A 25,787-nucleotide genomic window follows, 5' to 3' on the forward strand; every position below is an offset into this window, starting at 1 on the left:
CGCGACGAACCGGGTAGTGAATTATTTCGATTGCGCGCGTCAGTTCACGGGAATACCATTTTCGTACTCGAACTCCAATTGGACCTCGGTTGATTGGGATGGCCGACGTTCACGGAAGATGAGTTGGTCTGCAACGAGATCGATGACGTTGCCGCGTCATGATCGCGAGAGTGTCGCTAAACTGCATCCCTGTTGTTGAAGTCGGGCTCGAGGGCTGCGGGTCCGTCGCGTTTGAAATAAAAATGAACAATATCATGTGGGAGAAGTCGAAATGCACAAGGTGCTGCTTGCGACCTGTCTTGGCGCGACAGCGGTGTTTGCCTCAGGCGCCGCATTTGCCAATGATGAACTCATCAAAATGTCGCAAAATCCAAAGGATTGGGTGATCCCGGCTGGCGACTATGGCAGTCAGCGTTATTCCAAGCTGAAGCAGATCACGGCCGACAATGTCGGCAAGCTGCAGGTGGCTTGGACATTCTCGACCGGTGTGTTGCGCGGCCACGAAGGCGGACCGCTCATCATCGGCAACATGATGTACGTCCACACGCCGTTCCCCAACAAGGTCTACGCCATGGACCTGTCGAAGGAGAACCAGATCGTCTGGAAGTACGAGCCGAAGCAGGATCCCAACGTCATTCCCGTGATGTGCTGCGATACGGTCAATCGCGGCGTCGCCTATGGTGACGGCAAGATCTTCCTGCATCAGGCCGACACCACGCTGGTGGCGCTCGACGCCAAGACCGGCAAGGTGGACTGGACCGTCAAGAACGGCGATCCCGGCAAGGGCGCGACCGGAACGTCGGCGCCGCTCGTGGTCAAGGACAAGGTTCTCATCGGCATTTCCGGCGGCGAGTTCGGCGTGCAATGTCACATGACGGCCTACGATACCAAGACCGGAAAGCTGGCCTGGCGTGCCTTCTCGGAAGGCCCGGATGACCAGATCATGGTTGACCCCGTAAAGACCACCGAACTCGGCAAGCCGGTCGGCAAGGACTCCAGCATCAAGACTTGGCAGGGCGATCAGTGGAAGATCGGCGGCGGCTGCACATGGGGCTGGACCTCCTATGATCCTGAGCTGAACCTCGTGTATTACGGGTCGGGCAATCCCTCGACCTGGAATCCGAAGCAGCGCCCGGGCGACAACAAGTGGTCGATGACCATCTTCGCGCGCGACGCAGATACCGGCATGGCCAAATGGGTCTATCAGATGACGCCCCATGACGAATGGGACTATGACGGCGTCAACGAGATGATCCTGAGCGACCAGCAGGTCAACGGTGCGCCGCGAAAGCTGCTCACCCACTTCGACCGCAACGGTCTCGGCTATACGCTCGATCGCGTTACCGGCGAATTGCTGGTGGCCGAGAAGTACGATCCGAAGGTGAACTGGACCTCCGGTGTCGACATGAACAAGTCGTCGCCGACCTACGGGCGTCCGAAGGTCGTCGCGCAATACTCGACCGAGTCGGGCGGCGAGGACCACAATAGCAAGGGTATCTGCCCGGCTGCCCTCGGTACCAAGGACCAGCAGCCGGCCGCCTATTCGCCGGACACCCAGCTGTTCTACGTGCCGACCAACCATGTCTGCATGGACTACGAGCCGTTCAAGGTGAGCTACACCGCCGGTCAGCCCTATGTCGGGGCGACGCTGTCGATGTATCCGCCTCCGGGTGACACGCATATGGGCAACTTCATTGCGTGGGACAACAAGACCGGCAAGATCGCCTGGTCGAACAAGGAAGCCTTCTCGGTCTGGTCAGGCGCCCTCGCCACGGCTGGCGGCGTGGTGTTCTACGGAACGCTGGAAGGTTACCTGAAGGCGGTTGACGCCAAGACGGGCAAGGAACTGTACAAGTTCAAGACCCCATCGGGCATCATCGGCAACGTCACGACGTATGAGCGGGATGGCAGGCAGTATATCGCTGTGCTGTCCGGCGTGGGTGGCTGGGCAGGCATCGGTCTGGCGGCTGGCCTGACCGATCCGACCGCAGGCCTCGGCGCGGTCGGCGGCTATGCGGCACTCAGCAACTACACCGCGCTCGGGGGAGCGCTCACGGTGTTCGCGCTGCCGCAATAGACGGCAACCATCGGCCGGCGCGTGGATCCTTCCACGCGCCGGTTCGCTCACCCCCATCAAAGCCCGAACGTCGAGGACATGCTCTTGCGTAAAATCTGCTTTGTGGTTGCTGCGATCGCTGTCGTGGCATCCGGAGGACTCGCTGTCGCTGAAGACCTCTTTGATCCCACCGCCGTCAAATCAGAAGACGGCAAATACTACGACAAGCAGGGCAATCCGACCTACAAGGTCGCGCCCGACGGCACGGTCGACTGGTACACCTATTCCGGTTACCGCCGCTATCATTCCGAGTGCCACGTCTGCCACGGCCCGGATGGCGAAGGGTCGACCTATGCGCCGGCACTGAAGGAATCGGTCAGAGCGATGAGCTATGGCGATTTCCTGGGCGTGGTGGCGAGCGGTCGCAAGAATGTGACCTCCTCGCAGGAAAACGTCATGCCGGCCTTCGGCGACAACCCCAACGTCGCCTGTTATCTCGATGACATCTACGTCTATCTGCGGGCGCGCGGCTTCGACGCGGTGGCGCGAGTGCGGCCGGCCAAGCACGAGGACAAGCCGCCCGCCGCACAGCAGGCAGAAGATTCCTGTATGGGCCGGAAGTGACGCGGTTCGGACGCCGTACGAAGTCCGGCTGGAAGGAACAACGGCCATGACAGACGCCGCTTTGCGCAATTGGCCAGGTATCGTCGCCTCTGCTTTCTTGCTCGGCATGACCGCGGTCCCGGCGGCGGCACAGGCGCCGCCGCCCGATAGTGCTGACCCGTCCATCGAGCTGGTGGATCCCAAGGTGCTGCGGGTCTGCGCCGACCCGCGCAACCTGCCGTTCTCCAACGACAAGGGGGAGGGCTTCGAGAACAAGATCGCCGAGCTTTTTGCCGTAAAACTCGACAAGAAGCTCGACTACATGTTCTACCCGGACGCCACCGGCTTCGTCCGTATGACCCTCAATGCACATCGTTGCGACGTGATCATGGGCTTCCCGCAAGGCGACGATCTGGTGCAGCTCACCAATCCCTATTACCGGACGGCCTATGCCGTGGTCGTCAAGCAAGGCGGGGGCCTCGACGATGTGGCGACGCTCGGCGATCCCCGCCTGAAGGGCAAGCGCATCGGCATCGTCGCCGGCACGCCGCCAGCCACCAACATGGCCGCCAATGGACTGATGGTGAACGCCAAGCCCTATCCGCTGATGATCGACACACGGATCGATTCCTCCGGTCAGGCGATGATCGACGACCTCAAGGCCGGCACCATCGACGCCGCCGTGCTGTGGGGGCCGATGGCCGGCTACTACGCCAAGCGTGCCGATCCGCCGCTGCACATTGCACCGCTGGTCAAGGAGACCGTCGGCCCCAGGACGGCCTTCCGCATCGGCATGGGCGTTCGCCATGCCGACCAGAACTGGAAGCGCCAGCTCAATCGATTGATCCAGGAGAACCAGCCGGCGATCAACAAGATCCTGCTCGACTATGGCGTGCCGCTGCTGGACGAGAACGATCGCCCGCTCGGCGCAGACAGCGCGGCCAAGCAGCCGTGATGCGACCCGCGCTGGCCGGCATCGTCCTGCTGGCCTTCGCGACATGCGCGCATGCCCAGCAGGTCGTACCGGAGCCGGACGGCTACCGCAGCGACAATTATCGCACGCCGGTCCCGGCCACGTTGCGTGGCGCCCGCGTTGTCACGACGCCGGAGGCGGAAGCAATGTGGAGCGCCAAAGCGGCGGTCTTCATCGACGTCATGCCGCGCGCGCCAAAACCGCGCAACCTGCCGGCCGGCACCATCTGGCGCGACATACCGAGGTCCGACATTCCCGGCAGTATCTGGCTGGTCGACACCGGCTACGGCGCGCTGGCGGCGCCAACCGAGGCGTATTTCAGGCGCGGCCTGGCACAGGCCACCGGCGGTGATCCCGCAAAGCCGTTGCTGTTCTATTGCCAAGCCCAGTGCTGGATGTCGTGGAATGCCGCCAAGCGCGCGCTGAGCTACGGCTACAGCAACGTGGCCTGGTATCCGGACGGCACCGACGGCTGGGACGGCGCACTTCTGCCGCTGGTCGACGCACAGCCGCAACCGCGACCGGACGAATGACCACCGGTGCTACTCCATCTCCTGCTGGATCACGCGGCCGAGCGCAAACAGGCGCTGGTCGATAGCGACCGGGACCTCGCAGACGAAGGTGATGACGCGGCGGCGATCGTCAAAGATGCGCGTTGCCCAGACCAGCTGGTTGCCAAATTCCTCGACGTTGGCCGGATCGGGCGTCGCCGCGCCTTGCTGGGCCTGCAGCGCCAGCGTGTCGGCGCGGATCTTGTCTGCCGCCGCGCGCTGCTTGCGGGTGATCCGTTCCAGCCCGTTCATCACCGACGCGCGCTGCGCATTGAGCGTTTCGAACAGGCCGGAGAACAACAGTTTTCCCGCCTCGGTCTTTCCCGCGCCTGCTTCCGACAGGAATGCGGTGACGGCTTTCTCGGCTTCCTCGAGCGGCGTCCGCCGCGCTGCTAGCCGGGACACCAGCGCGCTGATCTTGGCGTCGTCCTTCCATTTTCCGGCGACATCATCGAGATCCGGACCGGCCCACACCGCGGCCAGCGAGACCTCGGGCACCTTGGCCTGAACGCAGGGCCAGTCGGGATAGCGCGGATCCGCCGCGAAGCAGGGGGCGGACACCGCCGCGACCACAAGCGACGCGGCCAGCGTCATCAGCCATTTCATGTCTCGCCTCCTGCAGGTCTGGATCGCGCGATGCCGCGCGACGGGTCGTAGGCGAGCACGGCGCCGATCATGAACACGGCGGTGCATCCGCCGACCACGGCGAAGGACAGCCAGTTCATCTTGCTGTACAGCGCGAAGCGGATCAGCTCGACCGCATGGGTGAACGGATTGAACAGGCAGATCTGGTAGAGCAGCGGGCTGCCCTCCAGCACCCGCCACAGCGGGTACAACGCCGATGACGCGAAGAACATCGGGAAGATGACGAAGTTCATGACCCCGGCGAAATTCTCCGGCTGCGTGATGCGCGAGGAGATCAGCATGCCCAGCGAGCCCAGCATCAGCCCGGTCAACACCAGCGCCGGCAGCACGGTGAAATAGCCGATATGGGGCGGTTCGATATCCCAGAACCAGGCGATCGCCAGGAAGGCGTAGACCTGCAGCAGCGATACCGCGGTGCCGGCCAGCAGCTTGCAGGACAAGAGATACCAGCGTGGCAGCGGGCTGACCAGCAGCGTGCGCATGTTGCCCATCTCGCGGTCGTAGACCATGGAGAGCGACGATTGCATGCCGTTGAACAGCTGGATCATCGCCACCAGTCCCGGCGTGATGTAGACCTCGTAGAGAATGTAGGTCTCGTATGGCGGGATGATGGAAATGCCGAGCACCTGGCGGAAGCCGGCGGCGAAAATGAACAGCCAGACCAGCGGCCGCACCAGCGCCGAGATGAAGCGCTCGCGCTGATGCAGGAAGCGCAGGCCCTCGCGCCAGACGATGCCGTTGAGGCAGATGACATACTGCGCAAACGTGAATCCGCGCGGCGGGTCCGAGATCACGACGGTCATGGCGCGATGCTCCCGGCGTCGGCGGCGCCTGCGGTCAGTTGCATGAAGGCTCCGTGCAGGTCGTGCGCGCCACTGTCGGATATGACGCGATCGACGACACCTTTCGCCAGCACGCGGCCCTGATGCAGCACCACGAGGTCGTCGCCGGCGACGATCTCGTCGAGCAGATGCGTGGCCCAGAGCACGCCGATGCCCTCATCCGCGACCAGGCGGCGGGCATGGCCGAGAATGCTTTCGCGGGCCTTGACGTCGAGACCGACCGTGGCCTCGTCGAGCAGCAGCAGGCGCGGCCGATGCAGCAGCGCGCGGGCGATCTCGAGGCGGCGCATCTGCCCACCCGACAGATCGCGCACCTTGCTGTCGGCGCGGTCGCCGAGTTCGATGCGGGCCAGCACCTCGCCGCCGCGCAACCGCGCCTCGCGCCGGCCGATGCCGTGTAAAGCCGCGTGATAAAGCAGATTCTGCATGACCGAGAGATCGGGATCCAGCGTCCGCGGCTGGAAGACGACGCCGAGCAGCCGCAGCGCCTCGCCGGGATTGCTGACGATGTCATGGCCGAAGATCGTAATGCGACCGGCCTGCACGCCGAACAGCCGCGTGATCAGCGCGAACAGCGTGCTCTTGCCGGCACCGTTGAGGCCGAGCAATGCTACGAAGCGCCCGGGGGCCACGTCGAACCCGACATGCTCGAGCGCGCGGCGCGGGCCATAGGCATGGCTGATCCTCTCCACCGACAGCGCAGGCGTCGCGCGCACGCCTCCGTGCGGTTGCGGCTCCGGCATGCGGATCGGGTGGGCGGCAGCGATCTGCGTCATGGCGGCGCCATGGCAATGCCCCAGGGCAGTTCGCCGACCTGGATGGTCTTGATCACCTTGAGCGCGGCGACGTCGATGACCGAGACGTCGTTGGATACGCCGTTGGTGACGAGCAGGTATTTCTCGTCCGGCGTGAACGCCATGTGCCAGACCCGCTGGCCGACCAGCAGATATTTCTTCACCTGATGGGTGGTCGCATCGACCACGGCGACCCGGTTGGCCGGGCCCAGGGCGACAAAGGCGGTCTTGCCGTCGCGGGTCATGCCGATGCCGACCGGCTGGATGGCCTCGCGGCGCAGGCCCGGAATGTCGAAGGTGATCTTGCCGGTGACCGCGCGTTTGGCGGGATCGATGATGGTCACGGTGCCGCCGATTTCCGCCGACACCCACAGTTCCGAACTGTCGCTCTTGAATTCGGCGAAGCGCGGCCGCGCGTCGACCAGCACGTTGGCAACGATCTGGCGCGTCGCGGTGTCGATGAAATGCGCCATGTTGGTGGTCTCGGAGGTATTGATCAGCGTTTTGCCGTCGGGGCTGATGGTCATGCCTTCCGGCTCCACGCCGACTGGCACCTCGCCGAGCCGCGCGCGCTTCTCGATATCGATCACCGTCACCGTGTTGTCGTTCTCGTTGGCGACGTAGAGGATCTTGCCGGCGGTGTCCTGCACGAACAGTTCCGGATCGGGGCCGGAGGGCAGGCTGTCGACGATTTGCCTGGTGGCGGTGTCGATCATCTGGATGGTGTCGTCGTCGCCGACCGCCACCAGCACGAACTTGCCGTCGCGGGTGAGTTCGATGCCGCGCGGCCGCTGGCCGACCTTGATGGTCGCGGTCACGGTCCAGGTCTCGGTGTCGATCACCGAGACGGTGTTGCCCTTCTCGTTGGAGACATAGGCGATGAAGGCGTAAGCGGGCGAGGCGAGGCAGGCGAAAAAGGCCGGAAGCAACAGCCAGCGTCCGATGCGTGCGACAGCAATGGTCAGTTCAACTTGCATTTGCTCTCCGGGCGATCGATGCCAAGCGTGTCGAGTTCGGACGTCTGGTGCAGGAAGCCCTCCTGCGGCGAGACCGACACCACCATGCGGCCGTCGGCCAGCAGGATCGGCTGGCGCAGCTGCAGGTTCCAGTCGCGCAGGGTCAGGCGCTGGCCCTTGAACGCGGCGATGGAGAAATCCGGGCCTTTGAGAAAGGCCAGCAGCGTCTTGGCGTCGCCGGAGTTGGTGCGTGACGCGGCTTCGCCGATGATGCGCGCTGCGGTCCAGGCCTGCATGTCCAGCGCGGTCATGCGCCGCCGGTTCAGCTTCGTGAAGCGGCTCTGCAATTGTTCGGCCCCCCATTGATCATGGGCGGGATCCCAGCTGGTCGGCACCAGCCCGGCGGAGCCGGCCACCGGCCGCGCATCCCAGGTGCGATAGGGCAGATAGGACGCGAACACCTCGCTCTCGTCAGCGGCCACGAGCACGTCGTAGGCCGGCGCCGATTGCGTGAACACCGGCATCTGGCGCTGGATCAGCGTGACGCCGCTGTCGGTCCGCCGCGCCCCGCCGGTGTCCTCGAAGGTGCGGGACTGCACCACCTTGGCGCCGAACCGTGTCGCGGCGCGCTGCAGCGCGTCGCCGAACAGTTTGTCCTCTGGATGCGAGCCGACCACCAGCAGCCAGCGCTTCCATTGCTTCCAGACCAGATATTGCGCGAGGCCGTCGGCGAGCATCGATCGCGTCGGCGCGACGTGAATGACATTGCCGCGGCAGTCCTGCTCGCGCAGCCGGTCGTCGATGGCACCGGCATTGACGATGACAGCGTTGCGGTCGCGCACCGCATCGGCTGCCTGCAGCAGCGCATCGGTACGCAGGTCGGCGATGATGAAAGACACGTTGCGATCGACGAGGGACAGCGCCGCCTTCGCGGCATCGTCGCCCTCCTTGAGGCGCACGTCGTCAAGCGCAAAACGCTGGTTGAGAAAGCGACCTGTGGTGTTGTTGTCCTCGATGGCCGGCTGTGCGCCGGCAATGCCGTCGTTCTCCGCCGGCTGCGCCAGCAGCGACAATGTCGACTTGCCTCCGGCCCGGCCGAGATAGCCGATCCTGATCTCAAGCGGATCCGCCAGCGCGCCGGAGGCCAGCGCAACCAGGACCATCGCGCCGACCAACGAGCGGATCATTCAATCTCCCTGACGCGTCCCTTTTGCGGTACCAGGCCACGGGGACTTTCTACTTGAAACATGGCTGATCCGGCCTAGGTTGCAAGTGACAAATTCGTTCGCTTGAGTTCGTTCACTTGGATCGCGCGGGGAACCCGCTGATGCGCCGATATTGCCTCGCTGCATTTCTTCTGCTCGTGCTGGCAGCGCCGGCTCATGCACAGGCGCCCGCGGCGAGCCTGCCCAAGGTGGCGGTGTTCGATTTCGAACTGTTCGACACCAGCCTGCAGGGCGAGACCGACGGCCCCCGCACCGACGAACACGACCGGCTGCTGCGCGCCGGCGATCAGATCCGCAAGGGGCTGGCGGAGTCAGGCCGCTATGCGATCGTCGACATCGCGCCGGTCAATGCGGCGGCCCACGAAAAGAACCTGCAGGCCTGCGGCGGCTGCGACGTGCAACTGGCCCAGCAGCTCGGCGCCGATCTCGCCGTCACCGGCGTGGTGCAGAAGGTCTCCAACCTGATCCTCAACATGAACATCTACATGCGCAACGCCCGCACCGGCCATATCGTTGCCAGCATGAGCGCCGACCTGCGGGGCAACACCGACGAGTCCTGGACCCGCACGGCAAGCTGGCTGCTGCGCAACCGGCTGCTGGCGCCGGATTTCGGCAGGCCGCAGTGAAATGTCATTCCGGGGCGTGCGAAGCGCCAGCTGCGCGCGAACCCGGAATCCCGGGCAGTTGCACGCTGAACATCTCGGGATTCCCCGCCATTCCAATTGGATTGGCTGAGGTTCGCGTTCGGCTGTCGCCGCCCGCGCCCCGGAATGACATTGTCACGCCTTCAATCGCTCCGCATGCCAGCGCAGGTGATCGTCCATGAAGGTGGAGATGAAATAGTAGCTGTGGTCGTAGCCAGGCTGGCGGCGCAAAGTGAGCGGAATGCCGGCCTTTTCGCAGGCATGTTCCAGCCGCTCCGGCTGCAGCTGCTGGGTCAGGAACGGATCGGCGTCGCCGACGTCCACCAGCAGGTCAGTGAAGCGCGCGCCGTCCTCGATCAGCGCCACCGCGTCATGCTTGCGCCAGGTCACGCGGTCGCCGCCGAGATAGCCTGACAGCGCCTTGACGCCCCACGGCACCTGCGCCGGTGCCACGATCGGCGCGAAGGCGCTGGCGGCGCGGTAGCGCTGCGGATAGCTCAGCGCAACGGTCAGCGCGCCGTGGCCGCCCATGGAATGGCCGAGGATCGACTGCCTGTGGGCGTCGACAGGAAACTGCGCGGCGACCAGTCCCGGCAATTCCTCGGTGACATAGCTCCACATGCGATAGTTGCGCGCATAGGGCGCCTGCGTGGCGTCCACGTAGAAGCCGGCGCCGAGTCCGAAGTCATAGGACTTGTCGGGATCGCCGGGCACGTCGGCGCCGCGCGGGCTGGTGTCGGGGGCGACAAAGATCAGGCCGAGCTCGGCACAGGCCTTTCGAAATTCGCCCTTCTCGGTGACGTTGGCATGGGTGCAGGTCAGGCCGGACAGATACCAGACCACGGGAAGCTTGGCGTTGGCGCCCTGGGGCGGCACGAACACCGAGAAGGTCATGTCGGTGCCGGTGGAGCGGCTGGCGTGCTTGTAGACGCCCTGGGTGCCGCCATAAGCCCGGTTGAGCGAGACTGTTTCGATGGTCATCGGCAGGAATCTCTGGATTGGACGGAAGGAGTTCGATCAATAGCAGCGAAGCCATCCGGAAGGCTATTCCGGATGGCTTCAGCTTTGAGGCTTCGTACCCCGGACCTGCGGAGCGGCACTTCGTGCCGCACCGCACCCGGGACACCGTTTCGGATCAAGCGTGAGCGGTCAGGCCGCCTTCTTTTTCGATTTTGCCACGTGGGCGGCGATGGCGTCCATCAGCCCCGGCGACAGGCAGTCATAGGGTTCGAGCCCGAGTTCCTTGAGCCGGGCCCTGATGCCGTCCATCTCGCCGGGATCGACGCCGGATTCGATCACCGACGACACGAAGGCCGCAAAGCCCGGCGCTGCCGAACCGGTTTCCTCGAACAGTTCCGGGTGGATGAAGTCGAGCCCGTAGAACGGATGATCCTTGTTCTCGATCCGGCCGTACATGTGCGTGCCGCAGATCCGGCAGGCGTGACGCTGGATCGTCGCCGAGGCGTCGACGATGTGCAGCTTGTCGCCGTTTTCGAGCACGGTGACATTGTCGCGTGGCACCACGGCGACCACCGAGAAGGTCGCGCCGTCCGGCTTCCAGCATTTCGTGCAGCCGCAGGCGTGGTTGTGGGCGACGTCGCCCTTGATGCCGACCTTGACCGGGCGGTCCTTGCATTTGCAAACCAGCGTGCCGCCGGCGAAGCTGCCGGAGCCTTTCTTTACGCCACTGTCGACTGAGGGGTGGATGTGAACAGTCATGGGATCAATCCTCCGTTTTGCGTCTTCGTTGGACGCTTGTGATTTGAACTTGCTGCGTCTTGCCGTTTCTCCTGCCGAACTTGAAACCCAGTAAAACTCAGTAGACGACCACCGATCGGATCGACTTGCCCTCGTGCATCAGCTCGAAGCCCTTGTTGATGTCTTCGAGCTTGAGCACGTGGGTGATCATCGGATCGATCTCGATCTTGCCGTTCATGTACCAGTCGACGATCTTCGGCACGTCGGTACGGCCGCGCGCGCCGCCGAAGGCCGTCCCCTTCCAGACCCGCCCGGTGACCAGCTGGAACGGCCGCGTGGCGATCTCCTTGCCGGATTCCGCCACGCCGATCACCACCGAGACGCCCCAGCCGCGATGGCAGGCTTCCAGTGCCTGGCGCATCACCGTGGTATTTCCGGTGCAATCGAAGGTGTAGTCGGCGCCGCCGTCGGTGAGACCGACGAGATGCGCGACGATGTCGCCCTCGATCTTCTTCGGGTTGACGAAATGGGTCATGCCGAACTTGCGGCCCCATTCTTCCTTGGAGTCGTTGAGATCGACGCCGATGATCTTGTCGGCGCCGACCATGCGTGCGCCCTGGATCACGTTGAGGCCGATGCCGCCGAGACCGAACACCACCACGTTGGAGCCCGGCGTCACCTTCGCCGTATTGACCACGGCGCCGACGCCGGTGGTCACGCCGCAGCCGATGTAGCGGCTGGAGTTGAACGGCGCGTCGTCGCGGATTTTCGCCACCGCGATCTCCGGCAGCACGGTGAAGTTCGAGAAGGTCGAACAGCCCATGTAGTGATAGATTGGCGCGCCCTTGTAGCTGAAGCGCGAGGTGCCGTCGGGCATCACGCCCTTGCCCTGGGTGGCGCGGATCGCGGTGCACAGATTGGTCTTCTGGCTGAGGCAGCTTTTGCACTGCCGGCATTCCGGCGTGTACAGCGGAATCACGTGATCGCCGGGCTTCACCGACGTGACGCCGGGACCGACTTCGCGCACAATTCCGGCGCCCTCATGGCCCAGCACCGACGGGAAGATGCCCTCACTGTCGAAGCCATCCAGCGTGTAGGCGTCGGTGTGGCAGATGCCGGTGGCCTTGATCTCGACCAGAACCTCGCCGGCCTTGGGGCCTTCGAGATCGATCTCAACGATCTCCAGCGGCTGTTTCGCCGCGAAAGCAACGGCTGCGCGTGTTTTCATCTGTCGTTCTCCGGGTCGCCAAAGCTTGAAGTTAGATTCGTTGTGTTCGGTCGTTCCGTCCGTTCGCGACGCGGGACCTGCAAGCGAACCACTGGTCGCTGAAGTTTTGTCAGATCCGCACCGGGCGATGCATCTTGGTCAATGGCGTCCGGTATTACCGCTCAAATAATGCGGAGCCTGTGAAGGTATGTCAACGCCGAAGCATCCATAGTGATCTCCTGCTTTCGCTGCGTCGCAAGATAAGTCCCATAAACACCGCCGCATCGCAGCAGGAAAGGGTTGTCGCAGAATTTGCAGATAGGTGATTCGCGCGCGCATCTGCACCGCGCACTGCCTTGACGCAACGCGCTGCATCCTTCCGGCTGCCGCCGACGCCGCATCGCGGCGAGGCGGCAGCCGCAATATCGGGACGACACGCGCCATGAACACGCTCTATCACTGCGCCGCGGCACGTTCGTTCCGGCCGCTGTGGACGTTGGAAGAGCTAGGACTGCCCTACGAACTCAAGATGCTGCCGTTCCCGCGCGCGTCCATCCCAAGCATAATCTCGGCATCAATCCGCTCGGCACTATTCCTCTGCTGTTCAATGGTGACACGCGTATGACGGAGTTGGCGCCGATCGCGCAATATCTCGTCACGAAATACGTCCCGACGCCGCTGGCGGTGGGAATCGACGAAGCGGACTACGGCGCATTCCTCAACCGGCTGCATTTTGGCGAAGAGAAGCGTCGCTGACCTTTCCGCAGACGCTGGTGCTGCGCTATTCGCAACTGGAGCCGGACCTGCGACGCCAGCCGCAGGTGCTGGAGGACTATTCGAGTGGTTCCTCGGCCGGCTGAAGGTGATCAAAGCCGTCACCGCAACCTCTGAATTCATGTGCGTCAGGCGCTTTACCGCCGAGGATGTCTCCCTCGGCTTTACACTGCTGATAGATCAGTGGTTCGTCGGTCCGACTTGCACCTTGTTCCGCTAGGTAAACGACAAAGGAACGAAGGAAAGAGTGGCAACAACAGATAATTGCATTTTTTGAGGCGGGAGACCCGCGGCCTTATGGAACTTCGATCGCCGAAACCGAAGACTATAACTTCAGAGATGAGGAAGAAGACAGCGGTGGGCTTCCAATAATGAAAATAGGGTCGCGTTCAAAATCGCTTCCGGAAAAGTCAGCCTAGGCAACGATGCCCGCACATCGGTTTTGTGACAGATGTGCGGGCATGCAATACCCCGGCTACGAAGCGGAGCCGGTAGCGGTCGGTTGGTGATTAACATTACCGAGGATCTGACATTAAAAGGCGTCGGTATTCGATTGCGAACAGCTAGATCGAAGGCCCTGCGCTTGTCGTCTTGCTGCTCATCCACTGAAGCGAAGTCCGTTCCTGGAAGCGTTTTTGAAGAGCCGTGACGGTTTGCAGGGCTCCGGATCGGATAATGTAACCTCCAAGGTACCTAACCAGGATGGCAATTCCCTGGGTGGCAGCTTCGGGCCAGAGTTCTTGTCGACGTGTTGCGAAATAGACTTCAATGCTTGGACGCCATTCGATCGCGGGTCTGAATGATAATCTCAAGAATACGTCGCAGATGACGCACGGATCCACCGGGCCACGCGGCAGTGACGCTGGCGAGTTCATGGGCATCGAGCGGAGTGATCCAGCGGTTATCAATGCCGCGATCGGCGGCAAGACCTCTGATCATCACAGGCAACAGCGCATCAAGATCCCGGATTGTCGGTTTTGGAAACGCAATGATCCTGAAGCGGTCGAGGAGCGGAAGGGGAAGTGGATCAATTGTGTTGGCGGTCGCAATGTAGTTCACGTGGCTTAGATCGAGCGGGATCTGCAATGCAGGATCCGGATAACAAGCGCTTGTTTCGGACTCCAACAGGCCAAGCAGACAATCCCACAACCGACCGTAATCATTGCGCGTGCTGGTCTTTTCGATCTCGTCGATCAATACAAAAGGATTGGCGGTTTTGCCCCGGGCAATCGCGAGGAAGGCATGGCATGGTTGGGCCGTGTTCCATCGCCGATCGGTGCCGGCAAAGGTGTTACCGTCTGATTGTGCAGCGTCATTGCGCCAGATAGTCAAGCCCAAAACCTCGCCTAGCCGGCGGGCGAATCGGGATTTTCCACTGCCCGGTTCGCCGACGAGCAGCAGCGGTCGCAACCGCACAGTGGGACGGCTGACGAGGTCTGTAAGTGTGAAATCGATGACATCGATGGCATAGGGAAATTCGGCGAACAATGCCGCGCGGACGCGGTCGAGGGGAGGTGTATGGATGAGCGGCAACGAAGTTCGCAGAACGTGTTTCAGCGGCTCTGTAAGTTTAAGGGCCTTCATCTCGGTCTCAGACATGCGCCCGACGGTCACATGGTGCTCAGCAATCGGCTCGATCGTTAGCTGATCGCGCATTGTGGAATCTGCGGCCGGTTGATGCGATGGCCTGACCGCCTGATTTGTCTCCATGTCACGGCGGATATAGTTCGTCGCATTGACGACTGCGGCGCGGATGCGATGGCGCGCCGACCGGTCGCCCAGGTACACCGCGCTGCTTATCGCCGGCCAATGGCGAGTACCATCGGTCAACCCTTTCGCGGCGGGCAGCGCGGCAAAACCGTAGACTAATTCTTCGAGGTCCGCGCACTGCTGATCCTCGAGATGTGCGGCAACCTGATGCAGGGCGTGGATCATGGCGCGCGTGACGCGCCGGTAGGCTGTGAAGCTTTCGAAATCGTGTGGCACGGACAGCGACAGCAATCGAACGCAGTCACTCAGGCTGCGCAAAAGCGGCAGGTCCGCTATCACAGCGAGGCGGTCGAGTTCGGCAGCGAGAGCGCGACCGCTTTCGGCGTCCTGGGTGGCAGCCCAGACGACGTTTTGCGGGAGATTTGGGCAGAGTTCATCGATCTCCGCAACTAGGCGTTGTGCGACGACTTCGTCGCGGTTTTCCTTGGACAGCATAGCGTATCGCAAAATTCTTGGCAGGCCTTTGAGACGCTCCAACTCGCTATCGGCTGAATCTGCCGCAGCGCCGTTTGCGACAGTGTCCGGATCGACTTCACGGGGGCTCAAGGCATCATTGCCGTCGTCGTCGTCGTGGTTCAATTGACGTCTCCGGACCAGCCGGCTTCGTCGCAGCCGTCGAACGTAAACGGCGAGGTTGCGAGGATGCGATCGCAATCGTCGGGATCGGCGGGGCGTCCCAGCCGGTAGAATCGTGATAAAGTTCGAGCCCAGTGTCCTTCCGGATCGGCAACCCAGACCTGTGAAGTGACGATTCTGGCGATCCTAGTAGCGGATGCTGCGTGACCTGGCCGACGAGATGCAGGCCGAGCGGAGAGAGCACGGGGACATAGGAATCGAGCATTGGTGCGGTGCGCAAACGCGCCGTCACGAACGTGAGGTCATGTTCGAGCATGAGGCAATCCTTGGCCAACGCTTGTAGCCGGTCTGATAATGCGCGCGTGATGTGGACTGGATCGAGAAATGGAAACATTTTGGTCAGCATGGAAGTCTTTCGTTGGTCAGAACGGGTCAACCGGGGGGAGGCACCAAGGCTGCCTGCCTTGGCACGCCCATCCGGCAAGCAATGCTGTTGAGACCACGGGCGGCTGACGGAGTTCGCTTGAACGTCAAAGATCACCGTCATCTTCAGCCAGCATGAGCATGAACGCATCGGCCCGAACCGCCGCTGCTGTCGCGAAGGCGCGGCATTGAGCGCTCAAAAGCGGATCCTGCCAGATCGAGCGTTCGTCGAAGAGCGTCATCAGGGTACTCTCGTCGAGGAACGGGACCTCGATTGCCACCTCCCGCGGCTCACCCGGCAGGAGTTCGCGATGCGGATCGCAGTCGCGCAGCATGCGACCCAGCACATCTATCTGGTGGGTACGCCCGCTGTCCGGAACAATGGTTGCGATGAGCGTCGGCACGGCGATATCACGATAACGCTGGACGTCGCGGGCCCGCGCGAAGGTGCGCACCGCCCAATCGATTTCTAGAACCGACGCGCGCGCCGGTATCAGCACCATTGACGCATCGCGCATAGTGGCGGCATTCGCGGCGCGCTCGTTGCAGCATAGATCCACTACGACATGTCCGTCTTTGCCGACCTCGGCCATGGCCATCTCGCGCAACGCGGTCACAAAGCGAGCGTCGGCGCTGTGGATCATGGTCGCCAGTCCGGCGCTGAGGTCCGACGGAAGCGCATAGGGGGCTGGCAGCATCAGCTCGCAGCACGTTACCGGTAGCGTTGCCTCGAGCGGCTCAATCGTCGAGAGAAGGCCATGGTAGGTCTGTCGCACCAGGATCGTCGGTCTATCCTGTAAGTGCAGTCCGTACGCGAGCAGCGCAGCGGTCAGGCTGCGGCCGCCGCCGCCGTTGAGACCGGCGACCAGATAAATCTGCATGGTCATGATGGCATTCTCACGCGGCACGACGAGAACGAGCGCAACCCAGCGTCTCCGGCCCGCCCGGTTCTGCGTCATATGCAGCGCGCAACCGCGCGGTTGCGCGGGACAACCGCGCATGCAGGGTGCCGATCGGCAATCCGAGCCGTGCCGCGATCTCGTCATGCGACAGTTCTTCGATCCGCGCGAGATAGATGATCTCTTGATCGACCACCCGCAACGTAGAAAGCGCTGCCAACGCATCGGCGACGTCAAGCCTGAGTTCCTGGGGCGCGGCGACCGGCAGGTCGATCGTTACTGCATCGCCGTCATCCGTAGTCACCGGCGACAGTGGCACCGAGGTGCGGACGTGAGCGCGGCGGCGCGCATTCCGGATGTGGCTGTTCAGAATGGACATCAACCAGCCGGACAGATTGTCCTCGGCATACCGATCCGCGCTCATCAGCGCAGTGATCATCGTGTCCTGTACGTAATCGTCAGGGGCACCGATCTGGGTCCGTCTACCGATCAGAAACGTGGCCTGGCGGCGCAGGGCCGGCCGCAGAGCGATGATGCGTTCGATATATTTCGGGGGAAACCTGGACGGTGACATGTGCGCTCCTTTGCCTGGGGCGAACCTGGCAGGATCCCAAAGGGTTGTCTAGGATCTAGATCCTATTTTGTGGACCGCCCGCTCGCTGGCCTCATCTGGTCAACCATCCAGCCAGCGTCCCATTGCGGCATCCAACGCCTGGCCGGAGATCCGACAGCCACTCGATATACTGGCCGAATGAAGCCGGCGGCTGGGGAAGTGCTTCCGGAAGGTGCGTCACGGCCCGCCCGAAAACAGTCCAGGCACCTTGCGAGCGGCAGTCTGGAAGGCGATTCAGACGTCAACGCCGTTGGGTGAAGTAACGGGGGGAATACACCAACTGCTGGGCGTCAACCCGCGCCCGGCCGTGCCAGATGAGGCTTGCGCTGTGCTAGCCAGCCGTCAGCGTAGCGCTCCACCAGTTGGTCAATTCGGCGATATGCAGCATCACGGTCGAAACCCTGGGCTGCCAGGAGCAAAACGAGGTGATCACACCACGACCCGAATTTAGCATCCGGGGTGCGCAGAGCTTCAGTGATCATCAGGTGGAGCGCCACCCTCGCCACATCGTCACGCGACGGTTTGCGCAACGCAGTCTGCTGCAAGCGATACGCCCGCTGCTGCTCCGCTTGCTCAGCGCGGCGTTGCGTGATCGGTCTACGCATCAGCAATCCTCCGGAAAATGTTCATTACGCTGGCCCCCGCGGCACACACGTTCCAGCCATTCCAGTATGCGTCTGGTCGGAGCAAGCGACAAATCTGCGCCGGCAGAGATTCTTTCCTTCGACCAGGCCTCGATGCTGATCGAAATCAAACCCTTGGCTGAATGCGGAAAATCAGGTGATATCGAGCGACCTTCGAGAAATCGGACGGACCGTCGGAAGGACCGGGGTCGTTACGAGCGTTTGACCAGGCGGAAAAGACGATCGGAGGCCGGGCGTTTTGGCGAACCCGTGTCGCGTCTCTGAGATCGCAATCGATGGAAGAAAGCGACTAGTCCCCCGGCAACGCGTGAACGCCGCTCCCGCGGCGCCTCGCCCACATCACATTCTGAATCGGAAATTTCGGACTCCGCAACGCAAAACCCGAGAATTGCAACGAAGATATCTGGCTTTGAATCGCCATTTTCGAACTTTGAATCGAAAATGCGCAACTGCTTCTGCGTCTGGTGCAACTTTAGTTGCTATTCATGCAACTTGTCCCGGGTTGCCCCGAATATCAAACACGGAGGAAAGCCTGACTAAGCAGTCTCCGGGAACGTATGTGAGCTTGCGCATGGCAGAATCTTGCGGTCGCTCCGTTACAGATCAATAGCGTAAGCGTCATTCAAGGAATGCAACGCATATACTAAACATTGAATCGGCGCTGTCGGATCTCGAATCATTGATATCGAACTTTGCAACGTAAATATCGGGCTTTGAATCAGATGTTTCAAAGTGTGGAGCTCATTTGCATGGATTTAGCCATGTCTGTAGCGCCGTTGTTGAACGCTGAAACGATGATTTCGGGATTTGAATCGTCATTCTCTGAGTTTGAATCGTAAATGCGCAACTGCGATCGCGTACGCGGCAACTGATTTCGATGTGTCTGGGAATTGGAAAAGGTCGCCGACAGAGCGAGATGGTGTCCAACTGCTGAACCAATGGCTGGTGGCGCGGCACATGTTCGAAAATCGTCGTCCGTCGCGAAGATCGCAAAGGGGTATTCACCTTACATGATCAAAGTAACGGAAATCATGGGATCTGAATCGGAATTATGTCGATATGAATCAGGTTTACCGAACTTTGCAACGCGCTTGTACGTCTTTGAATCGCTCTTTCGAAGAGTTGAATCGGATGCGAAGGAAAATGCCTCCACTTTCTTCCAGTCAATTGAAGGAAATCGTTGCGAACGCTAACGCGAGACGATGGATGAGCGGCTCTGGAACTGGATCGCCGGACGGGGCCGCAGTGTATAGAATGACACGCCCCCATGCCATGTTGGATGGGTGCTCAGAGCTGCGCTACCTCCAGCGTGGTCATGCGGTGGGGCATCCGATCCCCATCGAAGACGTTGTTGGCCGCACGACGTGGTCTATACGGGCCGAGCACGCTCCTACGTTGGCGGCTATGTGGCGCCCTCTAGTTCGTGAGTGCTGTCTAATACCAAGTGAGTATTTAGATTAGCCACGCTGGCAGAAGTTCAAGGAACGATGGCGAGCACAACGGCCGGTATTCCCTTGAAGTCGAAAATCTTGCTTAGATCGGTGATATCTAGAGGGTCATAGTCACCGCCTCGATGCGCCGAACCTCACTGAGGGCGGCCTTGACGAAGCCTCATTGGTGAGACTACGTCGGGACGACGCTGGCCTCGGGCTGTGCGCAGCAGAGGAATCCGCCGGATGATGACGCTCTATCATTGCGCCGCGGCGCGTTCGTTCCGGCCGCTGTGGACTCTGGAAGAGCTCGGGCTGCCCTACGAACTCAAGATGCTGCCGTTCCCGCCGCGCGTCCATGCCAAGCATTATCTCGGCATCAACCCGCTCGGCACCATTCCTCTTCTGCTTGACGGTGACACGCGTATGACGGAGTCGGCCGCGATCGCGCAGTATCTCGTCACGAAGTACGGCCCGACGCCGCTGGCGGTGGGGATCGACGAAGCGGCCTACGGCGCATTCCTGAACTGGCTGCATTTTGGGGAGGCGACGCTGACCTTTCCGCAGACGCTGGTGCTGCGCTATTCGCAACTGGAGCCGGAGGAGCGCCGCCATCCGCAGGTGGTGGAGGATTATTCGAAGTGGTTCCTCGGCCGGTTGCGGGCGATCGAAGCCGTCACCGCAACATCCGAATTCATGTGCGCCGGGCGCTTCACCGCCGCGGATATTTCCGTCGGCTATGCGCTGCTGCTGGCGCAGCGGCTGGGATTGTCGGCACAGTTCGGCCCGTCGGTCGCCGCCTACTGGCAGCGCCTCCAGGCACGCGACGGCTATCGCAGCGCGGTCGAGGCGGAAAATGTAGCGAGTGACGCGCAGGGCGTGCCGCGGCGCAGCCAGGGCAGCTCCTTCTGATTCGTCCACATATGCAGCGAGCGATTCCATGAAAGCGACTGACGGCGTTACCTCCGGCGACAGCGTGCTTCTCGACAAGCGCGGGCAGGCGCTGTGGATCACCATCAACCGGCCGGACAAGCGTAACGCCATGAACGGCGAGGTGATCGCCGGAATCGCGCGCGGCTATCGCGCCGCCCATGACGATGCCGAGGTGCGGGTCATCGTGCTGACCGGGGCCGGCGACAAGGCGTTCTGCGCCGGCGCCGACCTGCAGAACACCGGCGCGGCCTTCGCCGCGGATTTCTCCAAGCCCAATGCCGACTTCGCCGACCTGCTGCGGCTGTCGCAGGCGTCGACAAAACCGGCCATCGCCCGCGTCAACGGCACCTGCATGGCCGGCGGCATGGGGCTGTTGTGCATGACCGACTTGGCAGTGGCGGCAGAGCAGGCAGTGTTCGGCCTGCCCGAGGTCAAGGTCGGGGTATTTCCGATGCAGGTGCTGAGCCTGCTGCACTCGACCGCGCCGCGCCGGCTGATCAACGAATGGTGCATCACCGGCGAGCCGTTCGACGCTCGGGCGGCCCAGGCGGCGGGCTTGCTGAACCATGTGGTGCCGGTTGCCGAACTCGACGCCAAGATCGACTGGCTGATCGCGCGCATCGTCGACAAGTCGCCGACCGCGATCCGCCGCGGCAAATACGCCATGCGCGCCATCGCATCGATGTCGTTCGACGAGAGCATCGCCTACACCGAAAGCCAGATCGCGCTGCTGGCGATGACCGAGGACGCCAAAGAAGGGCTCAAGGCCTTTGCCGAGAAGCGCAAGCCGGTGTGGCCGGGGAAGTAGCAAGACGCGATGCTCGGAGCGCTGTCTTTGTCAGGTTCGCGAAACCGGCAATTGAGCATCTAGTTCGCCGGCTGGGCGAGGTAGGCCAGCAGTTTCACTTCGCGGCGTCCGCGCGTCACGGTGTCGAGCACCAGGCCCGACGAGATCGACAGCATTGCGAGGATCATCATCCCCGTCGACAGCACGGCGGTGGGCAGTCGCGGCACCAGACCGGTTTCGAAATAGGTCACGGCCACCGGCACGGCGAGACCGAAGGCGACGATGGCCAGAAACAGTCCGATGGCGCCGAAGAAGCGCAGCGGCTTCTCGGTGCGGTAGAGCTTCAGGATGGTGCCGAGGATGCGCAGGCCGTCCGGCCAGGTGCTCAGCTTGCTGACCGAGCCTTCGGGCCGCGCGAAGTACGGCGTTTCGATCTCGGCGATCGGCAGCGCGAGCTGCAGCGCGTGGACGCTGAGTTCGGTCTCGATCTCGAAGCCGTCGGACAGCACCGGAAACGACTTCACGAAGCGACGGGAAAATGCCCGGTAGCCGGACAGGATGTCCTTGAAGTCCTGCCCGAAGACGGTGGCCAGAAATCCGGTCAGCAAGGAGTTGCCGGTGCGGTGCCCGGTCCGGTAGGCGGCCTTGTGCTGCTGGATGCGCCGTCCCACGACCATGTCGAGGTGATTGCCCGTCAGCGTCTCGAGCATGCGTGGCGCGGAAGCCGCGTCATAGGTCGCGTCGCCGTCGACCAGCAGATAGATGTCGGCGTCGATATCGGCAAACATCCGCCGCACCACATGTCCCTTGCCCTGGCGGCGCTCGCTGCGCACCTCCGCACCGGCCGCTAGGGCGACGGCCCTGGTGCCGTCGGTGGAGTTGTTGTCGTAGACATAGATCCGGGCGTCGGGCAGCACGCGGCGGAAGTCCGCGACGACCGTCGCGATGGCGACTTCCTCGTTGAAGCACGGGATGAGGACTGCGACGCGATCGCGTGTGGTCATGTGGGACGTCCCGTCAGGCGCGCTTGCTCGATCTCGCAGTCCGCAGCCGCGGCCTAGCCGGGATTGGCTTTCAGGCCGGCCGCTTCGATGCCGGCAACGGCGGCGATCTCGTCATTGTCCGAGGTGTCGCCGGAGATGCCGACGGCGCCGAGCAGGGAGCCGGATGTGTCCATGATGAGCACGCCGCCGGGCACCGGGATCATCGCGCCCTTGGTCATGGTGCTGATAGCGTCGACGAAATAGGGCTGCTCCTGGGCGCGCTGGAAGATAGCGCGCGAGCCGATGCCGAGCGACAGGGCGCCGTAGGCCTTGCCGTAGGCGATCTCGCCGCGCATCAGGCTGGTGCCGTCCTGCGCCAATGACGCCTTCACGCAGCCGCGCGCGTCGAGCACGGTGATGGCCATCGGCTTCATCTTCTTTTCGATCACCTTCGCGAGCGCGGCGTCGAGAATCTTGCGGGCGGTGTCGAGGGAGAGGTCGGCCATGAAATCTGTCCTTTGTGATCTGGCGGCAAACTAGTGGCGGGTGGCGGCGCTGTCGAGGCTCATGGCCAGCAGCCGGGCCACATGCAGCGCGTCGCGGGCGCTGCCGTCGTGGATCTGGTGCCGGCACGACGTGCCGTCGGCGACGATCAGGGTGGTGGCGTCCGCCTTGCGCACCGCGGGCAGCAGCGACGCCTCGGCCATCTGCATCGACACTTCATAGGTGTCGGCGCCATAGCCGAAGGCCCCGGCCATGCCGCAGCAGCTCGACTCGATGGTCTCGACCGCAAGGTCCGGGATCAGCCGCAGGATCTGCGCGACCGGCTTGAACGCGCCGAAGGATTTCTGGTGGCAATGGCCATGCAGCATCGCCTTCTCGGCGATAGGGCCGAGCGGCAGCCGCAGGCGTCCGGCCTCGACCTCGCGGACCAGGAATTCCTCGAACAGCAGCGCCTGGGCGCTGACGCTTCTGGCGGCATCGTCGGAGCGCAGCGACAGCAGCTCGTCGCGCAGGGTCAACAGGCAGCTCGGCTCGAGGCCAACGATGGGCACGCCGCGCGCCGCGAAGGGCGCATAGGTGACAACCAGCCTGTCCAGCTCGGCGCGCGCCTGGTCCACCAGCCCCGCGGAGAGGAAGGTGCGGCCGCAACACAGGGCGCGGCCCTTGTCTGCCGCAACAGGCAGATGCACGCGGTAGCCGCCGGCCACCAGCACCTGGATTGCAGCATCGATATTCTCGCGCTCATAGGCGCGGTTGAAGGTGTCGGCGAACAGCACCACCTCGCGGCCATCGGCGGGGCCGACGGCTTCGGCGTCGCTGCGAAACGCATCGCGGCGCCATGCCGGCAGGTCGCGCCTGGCGCTGATGCCGGCGTAGCGCTCCAGCAGCTTGCGCAACAACGGACTTCTGTTGCGCAGGTTGGCCAGCGGCGCCAGCGTTCCGGCGATGGCAGCGTAATGCGGGAGATAGCCGACCAGCCGGTCGCGCAGCGACAGACCGTATTTCGCCGCGCGCGCGGCCAGCACCTCGATCTTCATCTTCGCCATGTCGACGCCGGTCGGGCATTCGTGACGGCAGGCCTTGCAGGACACGCACAGCTGCATGGTCTCGGCTATTTCGTCCGAGGTCAGCGCATCCGGGCCGAGCTGGCCGGAGATCGCCAGCCGCAGCGTGTTGGCGCGCCCGCGCGTCACATCCTTCTCGTCGCGGGTGGCGCGGTAGCTCGGGCACATCACGCCGCCCTCGAGCTTGCGGCAGGCGCCGTTGTTGTTGCACATCTCCACCGCGCCCTGGAAGCCGCCGCCAGCGCCCGGCCAAGCTGACCAGTCCAGCGCGGTCGCGAATTCATCGACGCGGTAATCCGGCGCAAAGCGGAACAACGAGCGATCGTCCATTTTCGGCGGATTGACGATCTTGCCGGGGTTGAGAATGTTGCCGGGATCGAAGCGCCGCTTCACGGCGGCGAAATCGTGCACGATGCGCGGGCCGAACATGGCGGCGTGGAATTCCGACCGCACCAGGCCGTCGCCATGCTCGCCGGAATGCGAGCCCTTGTAGCCGCGCACCATCTCGAAGGTTTCCTCGGCGATGGCGCGCATTGCCTTGACGTCCTGCTCGAGCTTGAGATTGAGCACCGGGCGCACATGCAGGCAGCCTTCGGAGGCGTGCGCATACATGGTGCCGGTGGTGCCGTGCTTGACGAAGATGCCGTTGAGCCGCGCGGTGTAGTCTGCCAGATTGGGCAGCGGCACCGCGCAGTCCTCGACGAAGGACACCGGCTTGCCCTCCTGCTTCATCGACATCATGACGTTGAGGCCGGCTGCGCGGAATTCGGCGATGCCGGTCTGCAGCGCGGGCTCGACGATCTCGACCACGCCGCCCCATTTGCGCTTGGCATTCTCCCAGGAAAAGCCGAGGTCGCCCATCAGCTCGCCGAGCTGCTTCAGCTTGGCGAGATTGTCGGCCTGGCTCTCCTCGGCAAATTCGACGATCAGCACGGCATCCGGGTCGCCGCGCACGGCGGTTGATATGATCGACTTGAACATGTCGATGTCGCGGCCGAGCCCCAGCATGGTGCGGTCGACCAGTTCGACGGCGATCGGCTTCAGCTTCACCAGGTGCTGGGTCGATTCCATCGCCTGGTAGAAACTGCCGAAATGGCAGACGCCGAGCACCTTGTTGGTGATCAGCGGCCACAGCTTCAGCTCGACCTGGGTGGTGAAGGCCAGCGTGCCCTCGGAGCCGACCAGCAGATGCGCCATGTTGTTGGCGCTGTTCTTCGGCACCAGCGCGTCGAGATTGTAGCCGCCGACCCGGCGCTGCACTTGCGGAAAGCGTTCGGCGATCTCGCCGGCCTCGCGTTGGCCCAACGCCAGCATGTCGCGAAACAATTGAGGGGTATCGCCGCCGTCGGCATTGACCTCGCCGAAATGCAGCAGCGATCCATCGGTCAAAGCGGCGTCCATCGCCAGCGTGTTGTCGCGCATGGTGCCGTAGCGCAGCGAGCGGCCGCCGCAGGAATTGTTGCCGGCCATGCCGCCGATGGTGGCGCGCGACGCGGTGGAGACGTCGACTGGAAACCACAGCCCGTGCTTCTTGAGCTGGCGGTTGAGGTCGTCGAGCACGATACCGGGCTCGACCACGCAGGTGCGGTTCGCGACATCCAGCGAGATGATCTTGTTGAGATGCTTGGAGAGGTCGATGACCATGCCGTCATTGACGGTCTGGCCGCATTGCGAGGTGCCGCCGCCGCGCGGGGTGACAACGCGGCCGTCGTCGGCGCAGATCGCCAGCGCCCGCAGCGCTTCCTCGACGGTGCGCGGCACCACCACGCCGAACGGCACGATCTGGTAGATCGAGGCGTCGGTGGCATAGCGGCCACGGCTGAAGGCGTCGAACAACACGTCGCCCGAGGTCTCGCGTCTGAGCCTTGCCGCCAGCGCGCTGTCCGCCGCCGCACTCCGGATTGTCGCCGTCTTCGCCATCGATTCCATTCCCGCGCCAGCGCCCTGTCTTGCATCCGGGTTTTGGCTTGGCAAGGCGGGCAAGCGGGCAAGTCTCGTTCCCCGGACGCGATGCAGCGCGCGGCCGGCGATGCGCAGCATCGTCGTCCGCGTGGTGCGTCGCAGACCCGGGGCCCACGCTTGAATAAGGGCGTGCCGGGATCCGGGTCTGCGCAGCAGCATGCGATGCTGCGCATCGCCATGCCGCGGCGCGCCCGGGAAACGGCAGCGGCGGCGGATGAACACGATGCAAA

Annotated in this window: 23 protein-coding genes and 1 pseudogene; 8 read left to right on the forward strand and 16 right to left on the reverse strand. The window is 63.1% G+C overall.

The window, feature by feature from the left end; genetic code table 11:
- Positions 1 to 271 precede the first annotated feature (271 nt).
- From xoxF5 to ACUXVA_RS14315, 4 genes are all read left to right on the forward strand, one after another.
- A complete protein-coding gene (gene xoxF5 / locus ACUXVA_RS14300; protein ID WP_445492788.1) occupies positions 272 to 2,077 on the forward strand; it encodes a lanthanide-dependent methanol dehydrogenase XoxF5 in 1,806 nt (601 codons plus the stop codon).
- A gap of 78 nt (positions 2,078 to 2,155) precedes the next feature.
- Positions 2,156 to 2,680, forward strand: a complete 525-nt coding sequence (locus ACUXVA_RS14305) for a c-type cytochrome, methanol metabolism-related (RefSeq protein WP_265079708.1) — start codon at positions 2,156 to 2,158, stop codon at positions 2,678 to 2,680.
- 106 nt (positions 2,681 to 2,786) lie between these two features.
- Entirely contained in the window at positions 2,787 to 3,614 is an 828-nt protein-coding gene (locus ACUXVA_RS14310; RefSeq protein ID WP_445493289.1) for a substrate-binding domain-containing protein, read from the forward strand.
- Positions 3,614 to 4,165 (forward strand): PQQ-dependent catabolism-associated CXXCW motif protein, encoded by a 552-nt coding sequence (locus ACUXVA_RS14315; RefSeq protein ID WP_445492791.1) that lies wholly within the window; start codon positions 3,614 to 3,616, stop codon positions 4,163 to 4,165. The genes ACUXVA_RS14310 and ACUXVA_RS14315 overlap by 1 nt, the downstream gene beginning before the upstream one ends.
- Before the next feature lie 9 nt (positions 4,166 to 4,174).
- Here ACUXVA_RS14315 and ACUXVA_RS14320 read toward each other — a convergent pair whose 3' ends face one another.
- Genes ACUXVA_RS14320 through ACUXVA_RS14340 form a run of 5 tightly spaced genes read right to left on the reverse strand, consistent with a single transcriptional unit; the run spans position 4,175 to position 8,607 of the window.
- Positions 4,175 to 4,789 (reverse strand): hypothetical protein, encoded by a 615-nt coding sequence (locus ACUXVA_RS14320; RefSeq protein ID WP_445492793.1) that lies wholly within the window; start codon positions 4,787 to 4,789, stop codon positions 4,175 to 4,177.
- Positions 4,786 to 5,631 carry an ABC transporter permease gene (locus ACUXVA_RS14325; RefSeq protein WP_445492795.1) on the reverse strand — a complete coding sequence of 282 codons (846 nt, stop codon included), beginning with the start codon at positions 5,629 to 5,631 and terminating at the stop codon, positions 4,786 to 4,788. The genes ACUXVA_RS14320 and ACUXVA_RS14325 overlap by 4 nt, the downstream gene beginning before the upstream one ends.
- Positions 5,628 to 6,437 carry an ABC transporter ATP-binding protein gene (locus tag ACUXVA_RS14330; protein ID WP_445493290.1) on the reverse strand — a complete coding sequence of 270 codons (810 nt, stop codon included), beginning with the start codon at positions 6,435 to 6,437 and terminating at the stop codon, positions 5,628 to 5,630. Before ACUXVA_RS14330 ends, ACUXVA_RS14325 begins: the two co-directional genes overlap by 4 nt.
- Positions 6,438 to 6,442: 5 nt before the next feature.
- Positions 6,443 to 7,441 carry a YVTN family beta-propeller repeat protein gene (locus ACUXVA_RS14335; RefSeq protein ID WP_445492797.1) on the reverse strand — a complete coding sequence of 333 codons (999 nt, stop codon included), beginning with the start codon at positions 7,439 to 7,441 and terminating at the stop codon, positions 6,443 to 6,445.
- Positions 7,426 to 8,607: an ABC transporter substrate-binding protein gene (locus tag ACUXVA_RS14340; protein ID WP_445492799.1), complete on the reverse strand. Its 1,182-nt coding sequence runs from the start codon at positions 8,605 to 8,607 to the stop codon at positions 7,426 to 7,428. Before ACUXVA_RS14340 ends, ACUXVA_RS14335 begins: the two co-directional genes overlap by 16 nt.
- Before the next feature lie 140 nt (positions 8,608 to 8,747).
- Between ACUXVA_RS14340 and ACUXVA_RS14345 the strand changes: the two genes are divergently transcribed.
- Positions 8,748 to 9,272 (forward strand): DUF3280 domain-containing protein, encoded by a 525-nt coding sequence (locus tag ACUXVA_RS14345; RefSeq protein WP_445492801.1) that lies wholly within the window; start codon positions 8,748 to 8,750, stop codon positions 9,270 to 9,272.
- Positions 9,273 to 9,425: 153 nt separating this feature from the next.
- Here the strand turns inward: ACUXVA_RS14345 and fghA are convergent, their stop codons facing one another.
- The 3 genes from fghA to ACUXVA_RS14360 all read right to left on the reverse strand — a co-directional run bounded on the left by fghA (position 9,426) and on the right by ACUXVA_RS14360 (position 12,216).
- Positions 9,426 to 10,271: an S-formylglutathione hydrolase gene (fghA, locus tag ACUXVA_RS14350; RefSeq protein ID WP_445492803.1), complete on the reverse strand. Its 846-nt coding sequence runs from the start codon at positions 10,269 to 10,271 to the stop codon at positions 9,426 to 9,428.
- A gap of 168 nt (positions 10,272 to 10,439) precedes the next feature.
- Entirely contained in the window at positions 10,440 to 11,009 is a 570-nt protein-coding gene (gfa, locus tag ACUXVA_RS14355) for an S-(hydroxymethyl)glutathione synthase (protein WP_445492804.1), read from the reverse strand.
- Positions 11,010 to 11,106: 97 nt separating this feature from the next.
- The gene (locus ACUXVA_RS14360; protein ID WP_445492806.1) at positions 11,107 to 12,216 is read right to left on the reverse strand and encodes an S-(hydroxymethyl)glutathione dehydrogenase/class III alcohol dehydrogenase; all 1,110 of its coding nucleotides are present in this window, start codon (positions 12,214 to 12,216) and stop codon (positions 11,107 to 11,109) included.
- A 421-nt stretch (positions 12,217 to 12,637) separates the two neighbouring features.
- Between ACUXVA_RS14360 and ACUXVA_RS14365 the strand changes: the two are divergent.
- A pseudogene (locus tag ACUXVA_RS14365) lies at positions 12,638 to 13,141 on the forward strand (glutathione S-transferase); the annotation flags it as partial.
- 593 nt (positions 13,142 to 13,734) lie between these two features.
- On the opposite strand, the gene ACUXVA_RS14370 reads toward ACUXVA_RS14365, so the two are convergent.
- From ACUXVA_RS14370 to ACUXVA_RS14390, 5 genes are all read right to left on the reverse strand, one after another.
- Positions 13,735 to 15,318 (reverse strand): AAA family ATPase, encoded by a 1,584-nt coding sequence (locus ACUXVA_RS14370; RefSeq protein ID WP_445489918.1) that lies wholly within the window; start codon positions 15,316 to 15,318, stop codon positions 13,735 to 13,737.
- Positions 15,315 to 15,500 (reverse strand): DUF6634 family protein, encoded by a 186-nt coding sequence (locus tag ACUXVA_RS14375; RefSeq protein ID WP_445493291.1) that lies wholly within the window; start codon positions 15,498 to 15,500, stop codon positions 15,315 to 15,317. Before ACUXVA_RS14375 ends, ACUXVA_RS14370 begins: the two co-directional genes overlap by 4 nt.
- 345 nt (positions 15,501 to 15,845) lie before the next feature.
- Positions 15,846 to 16,625, reverse strand: coding sequence for a hypothetical protein (locus ACUXVA_RS14380; RefSeq protein WP_445489920.1), 780 nt, complete (start codon positions 16,623 to 16,625; stop codon positions 15,846 to 15,848).
- A 10-nt stretch (positions 16,626 to 16,635) separates the two neighbouring features.
- Positions 16,636 to 17,211 carry an RNA polymerase sigma factor gene (locus ACUXVA_RS14385; protein ID WP_265082259.1) on the reverse strand — a complete coding sequence of 192 codons (576 nt, stop codon included), beginning with the start codon at positions 17,209 to 17,211 and terminating at the stop codon, positions 16,636 to 16,638.
- A gap of 329 nt (positions 17,212 to 17,540) precedes the next feature.
- Positions 17,541 to 17,855, reverse strand: coding sequence for a hypothetical protein (locus tag ACUXVA_RS14390; RefSeq protein WP_265082258.1), 315 nt, complete (start codon positions 17,853 to 17,855; stop codon positions 17,541 to 17,543).
- A 1,715-nt stretch (positions 17,856 to 19,570) separates the two neighbouring features.
- On the opposite strand from ACUXVA_RS14390, the gene ACUXVA_RS14395 reads away from it, so the two are divergent.
- Together ACUXVA_RS14395 and ACUXVA_RS14400 are read left to right on the forward strand one after the other, a co-directional pair.
- The gene (locus tag ACUXVA_RS14395; RefSeq protein ID WP_445492808.1) at positions 19,571 to 20,236 is read left to right on the forward strand and encodes a glutathione S-transferase family protein; all 666 of its coding nucleotides are present in this window, start codon (positions 19,571 to 19,573) and stop codon (positions 20,234 to 20,236) included.
- Positions 20,237 to 20,264: 28 nt separating this feature from the next.
- Positions 20,265 to 21,065 carry an enoyl-CoA hydratase/isomerase family protein gene (locus tag ACUXVA_RS14400; RefSeq protein WP_445492810.1) on the forward strand — a complete coding sequence of 267 codons (801 nt, stop codon included), beginning with the start codon at positions 20,265 to 20,267 and terminating at the stop codon, positions 21,063 to 21,065.
- Positions 21,066 to 21,124: 59 nt separating this feature from the next.
- Here ACUXVA_RS14400 and ACUXVA_RS14405 read toward each other — a convergent pair whose 3' ends face one another.
- From ACUXVA_RS14405 to ACUXVA_RS14415, 3 genes are read right to left on the reverse strand one after another with little or no spacing between them, the layout of a single operon-like run.
- On the reverse strand, positions 21,125 to 22,048 hold the full coding sequence (locus ACUXVA_RS14405; RefSeq protein WP_445492812.1) for a glycosyltransferase: 924 nt from the start codon (positions 22,046 to 22,048) through the stop codon (positions 21,125 to 21,127).
- Between the two features lie 53 nt (positions 22,049 to 22,101).
- Entirely contained in the window at positions 22,102 to 22,533 is a 432-nt protein-coding gene (locus ACUXVA_RS14410; protein WP_445492814.1) for a GlcG/HbpS family heme-binding protein, read from the reverse strand.
- A gap of 30 nt (positions 22,534 to 22,563) precedes the next feature.
- Positions 22,564 to 25,515 carry an FAD-binding and (Fe-S)-binding domain-containing protein gene (locus ACUXVA_RS14415; protein WP_445492816.1) on the reverse strand — a complete coding sequence of 984 codons (2,952 nt, stop codon included), beginning with the start codon at positions 25,513 to 25,515 and terminating at the stop codon, positions 22,564 to 22,566.
- Positions 25,516 to 25,787 lie beyond the last annotated feature (272 nt).

It is taken from the genome of Rhodopseudomonas sp. RCAM05734 (assembly GCF_052658035.1).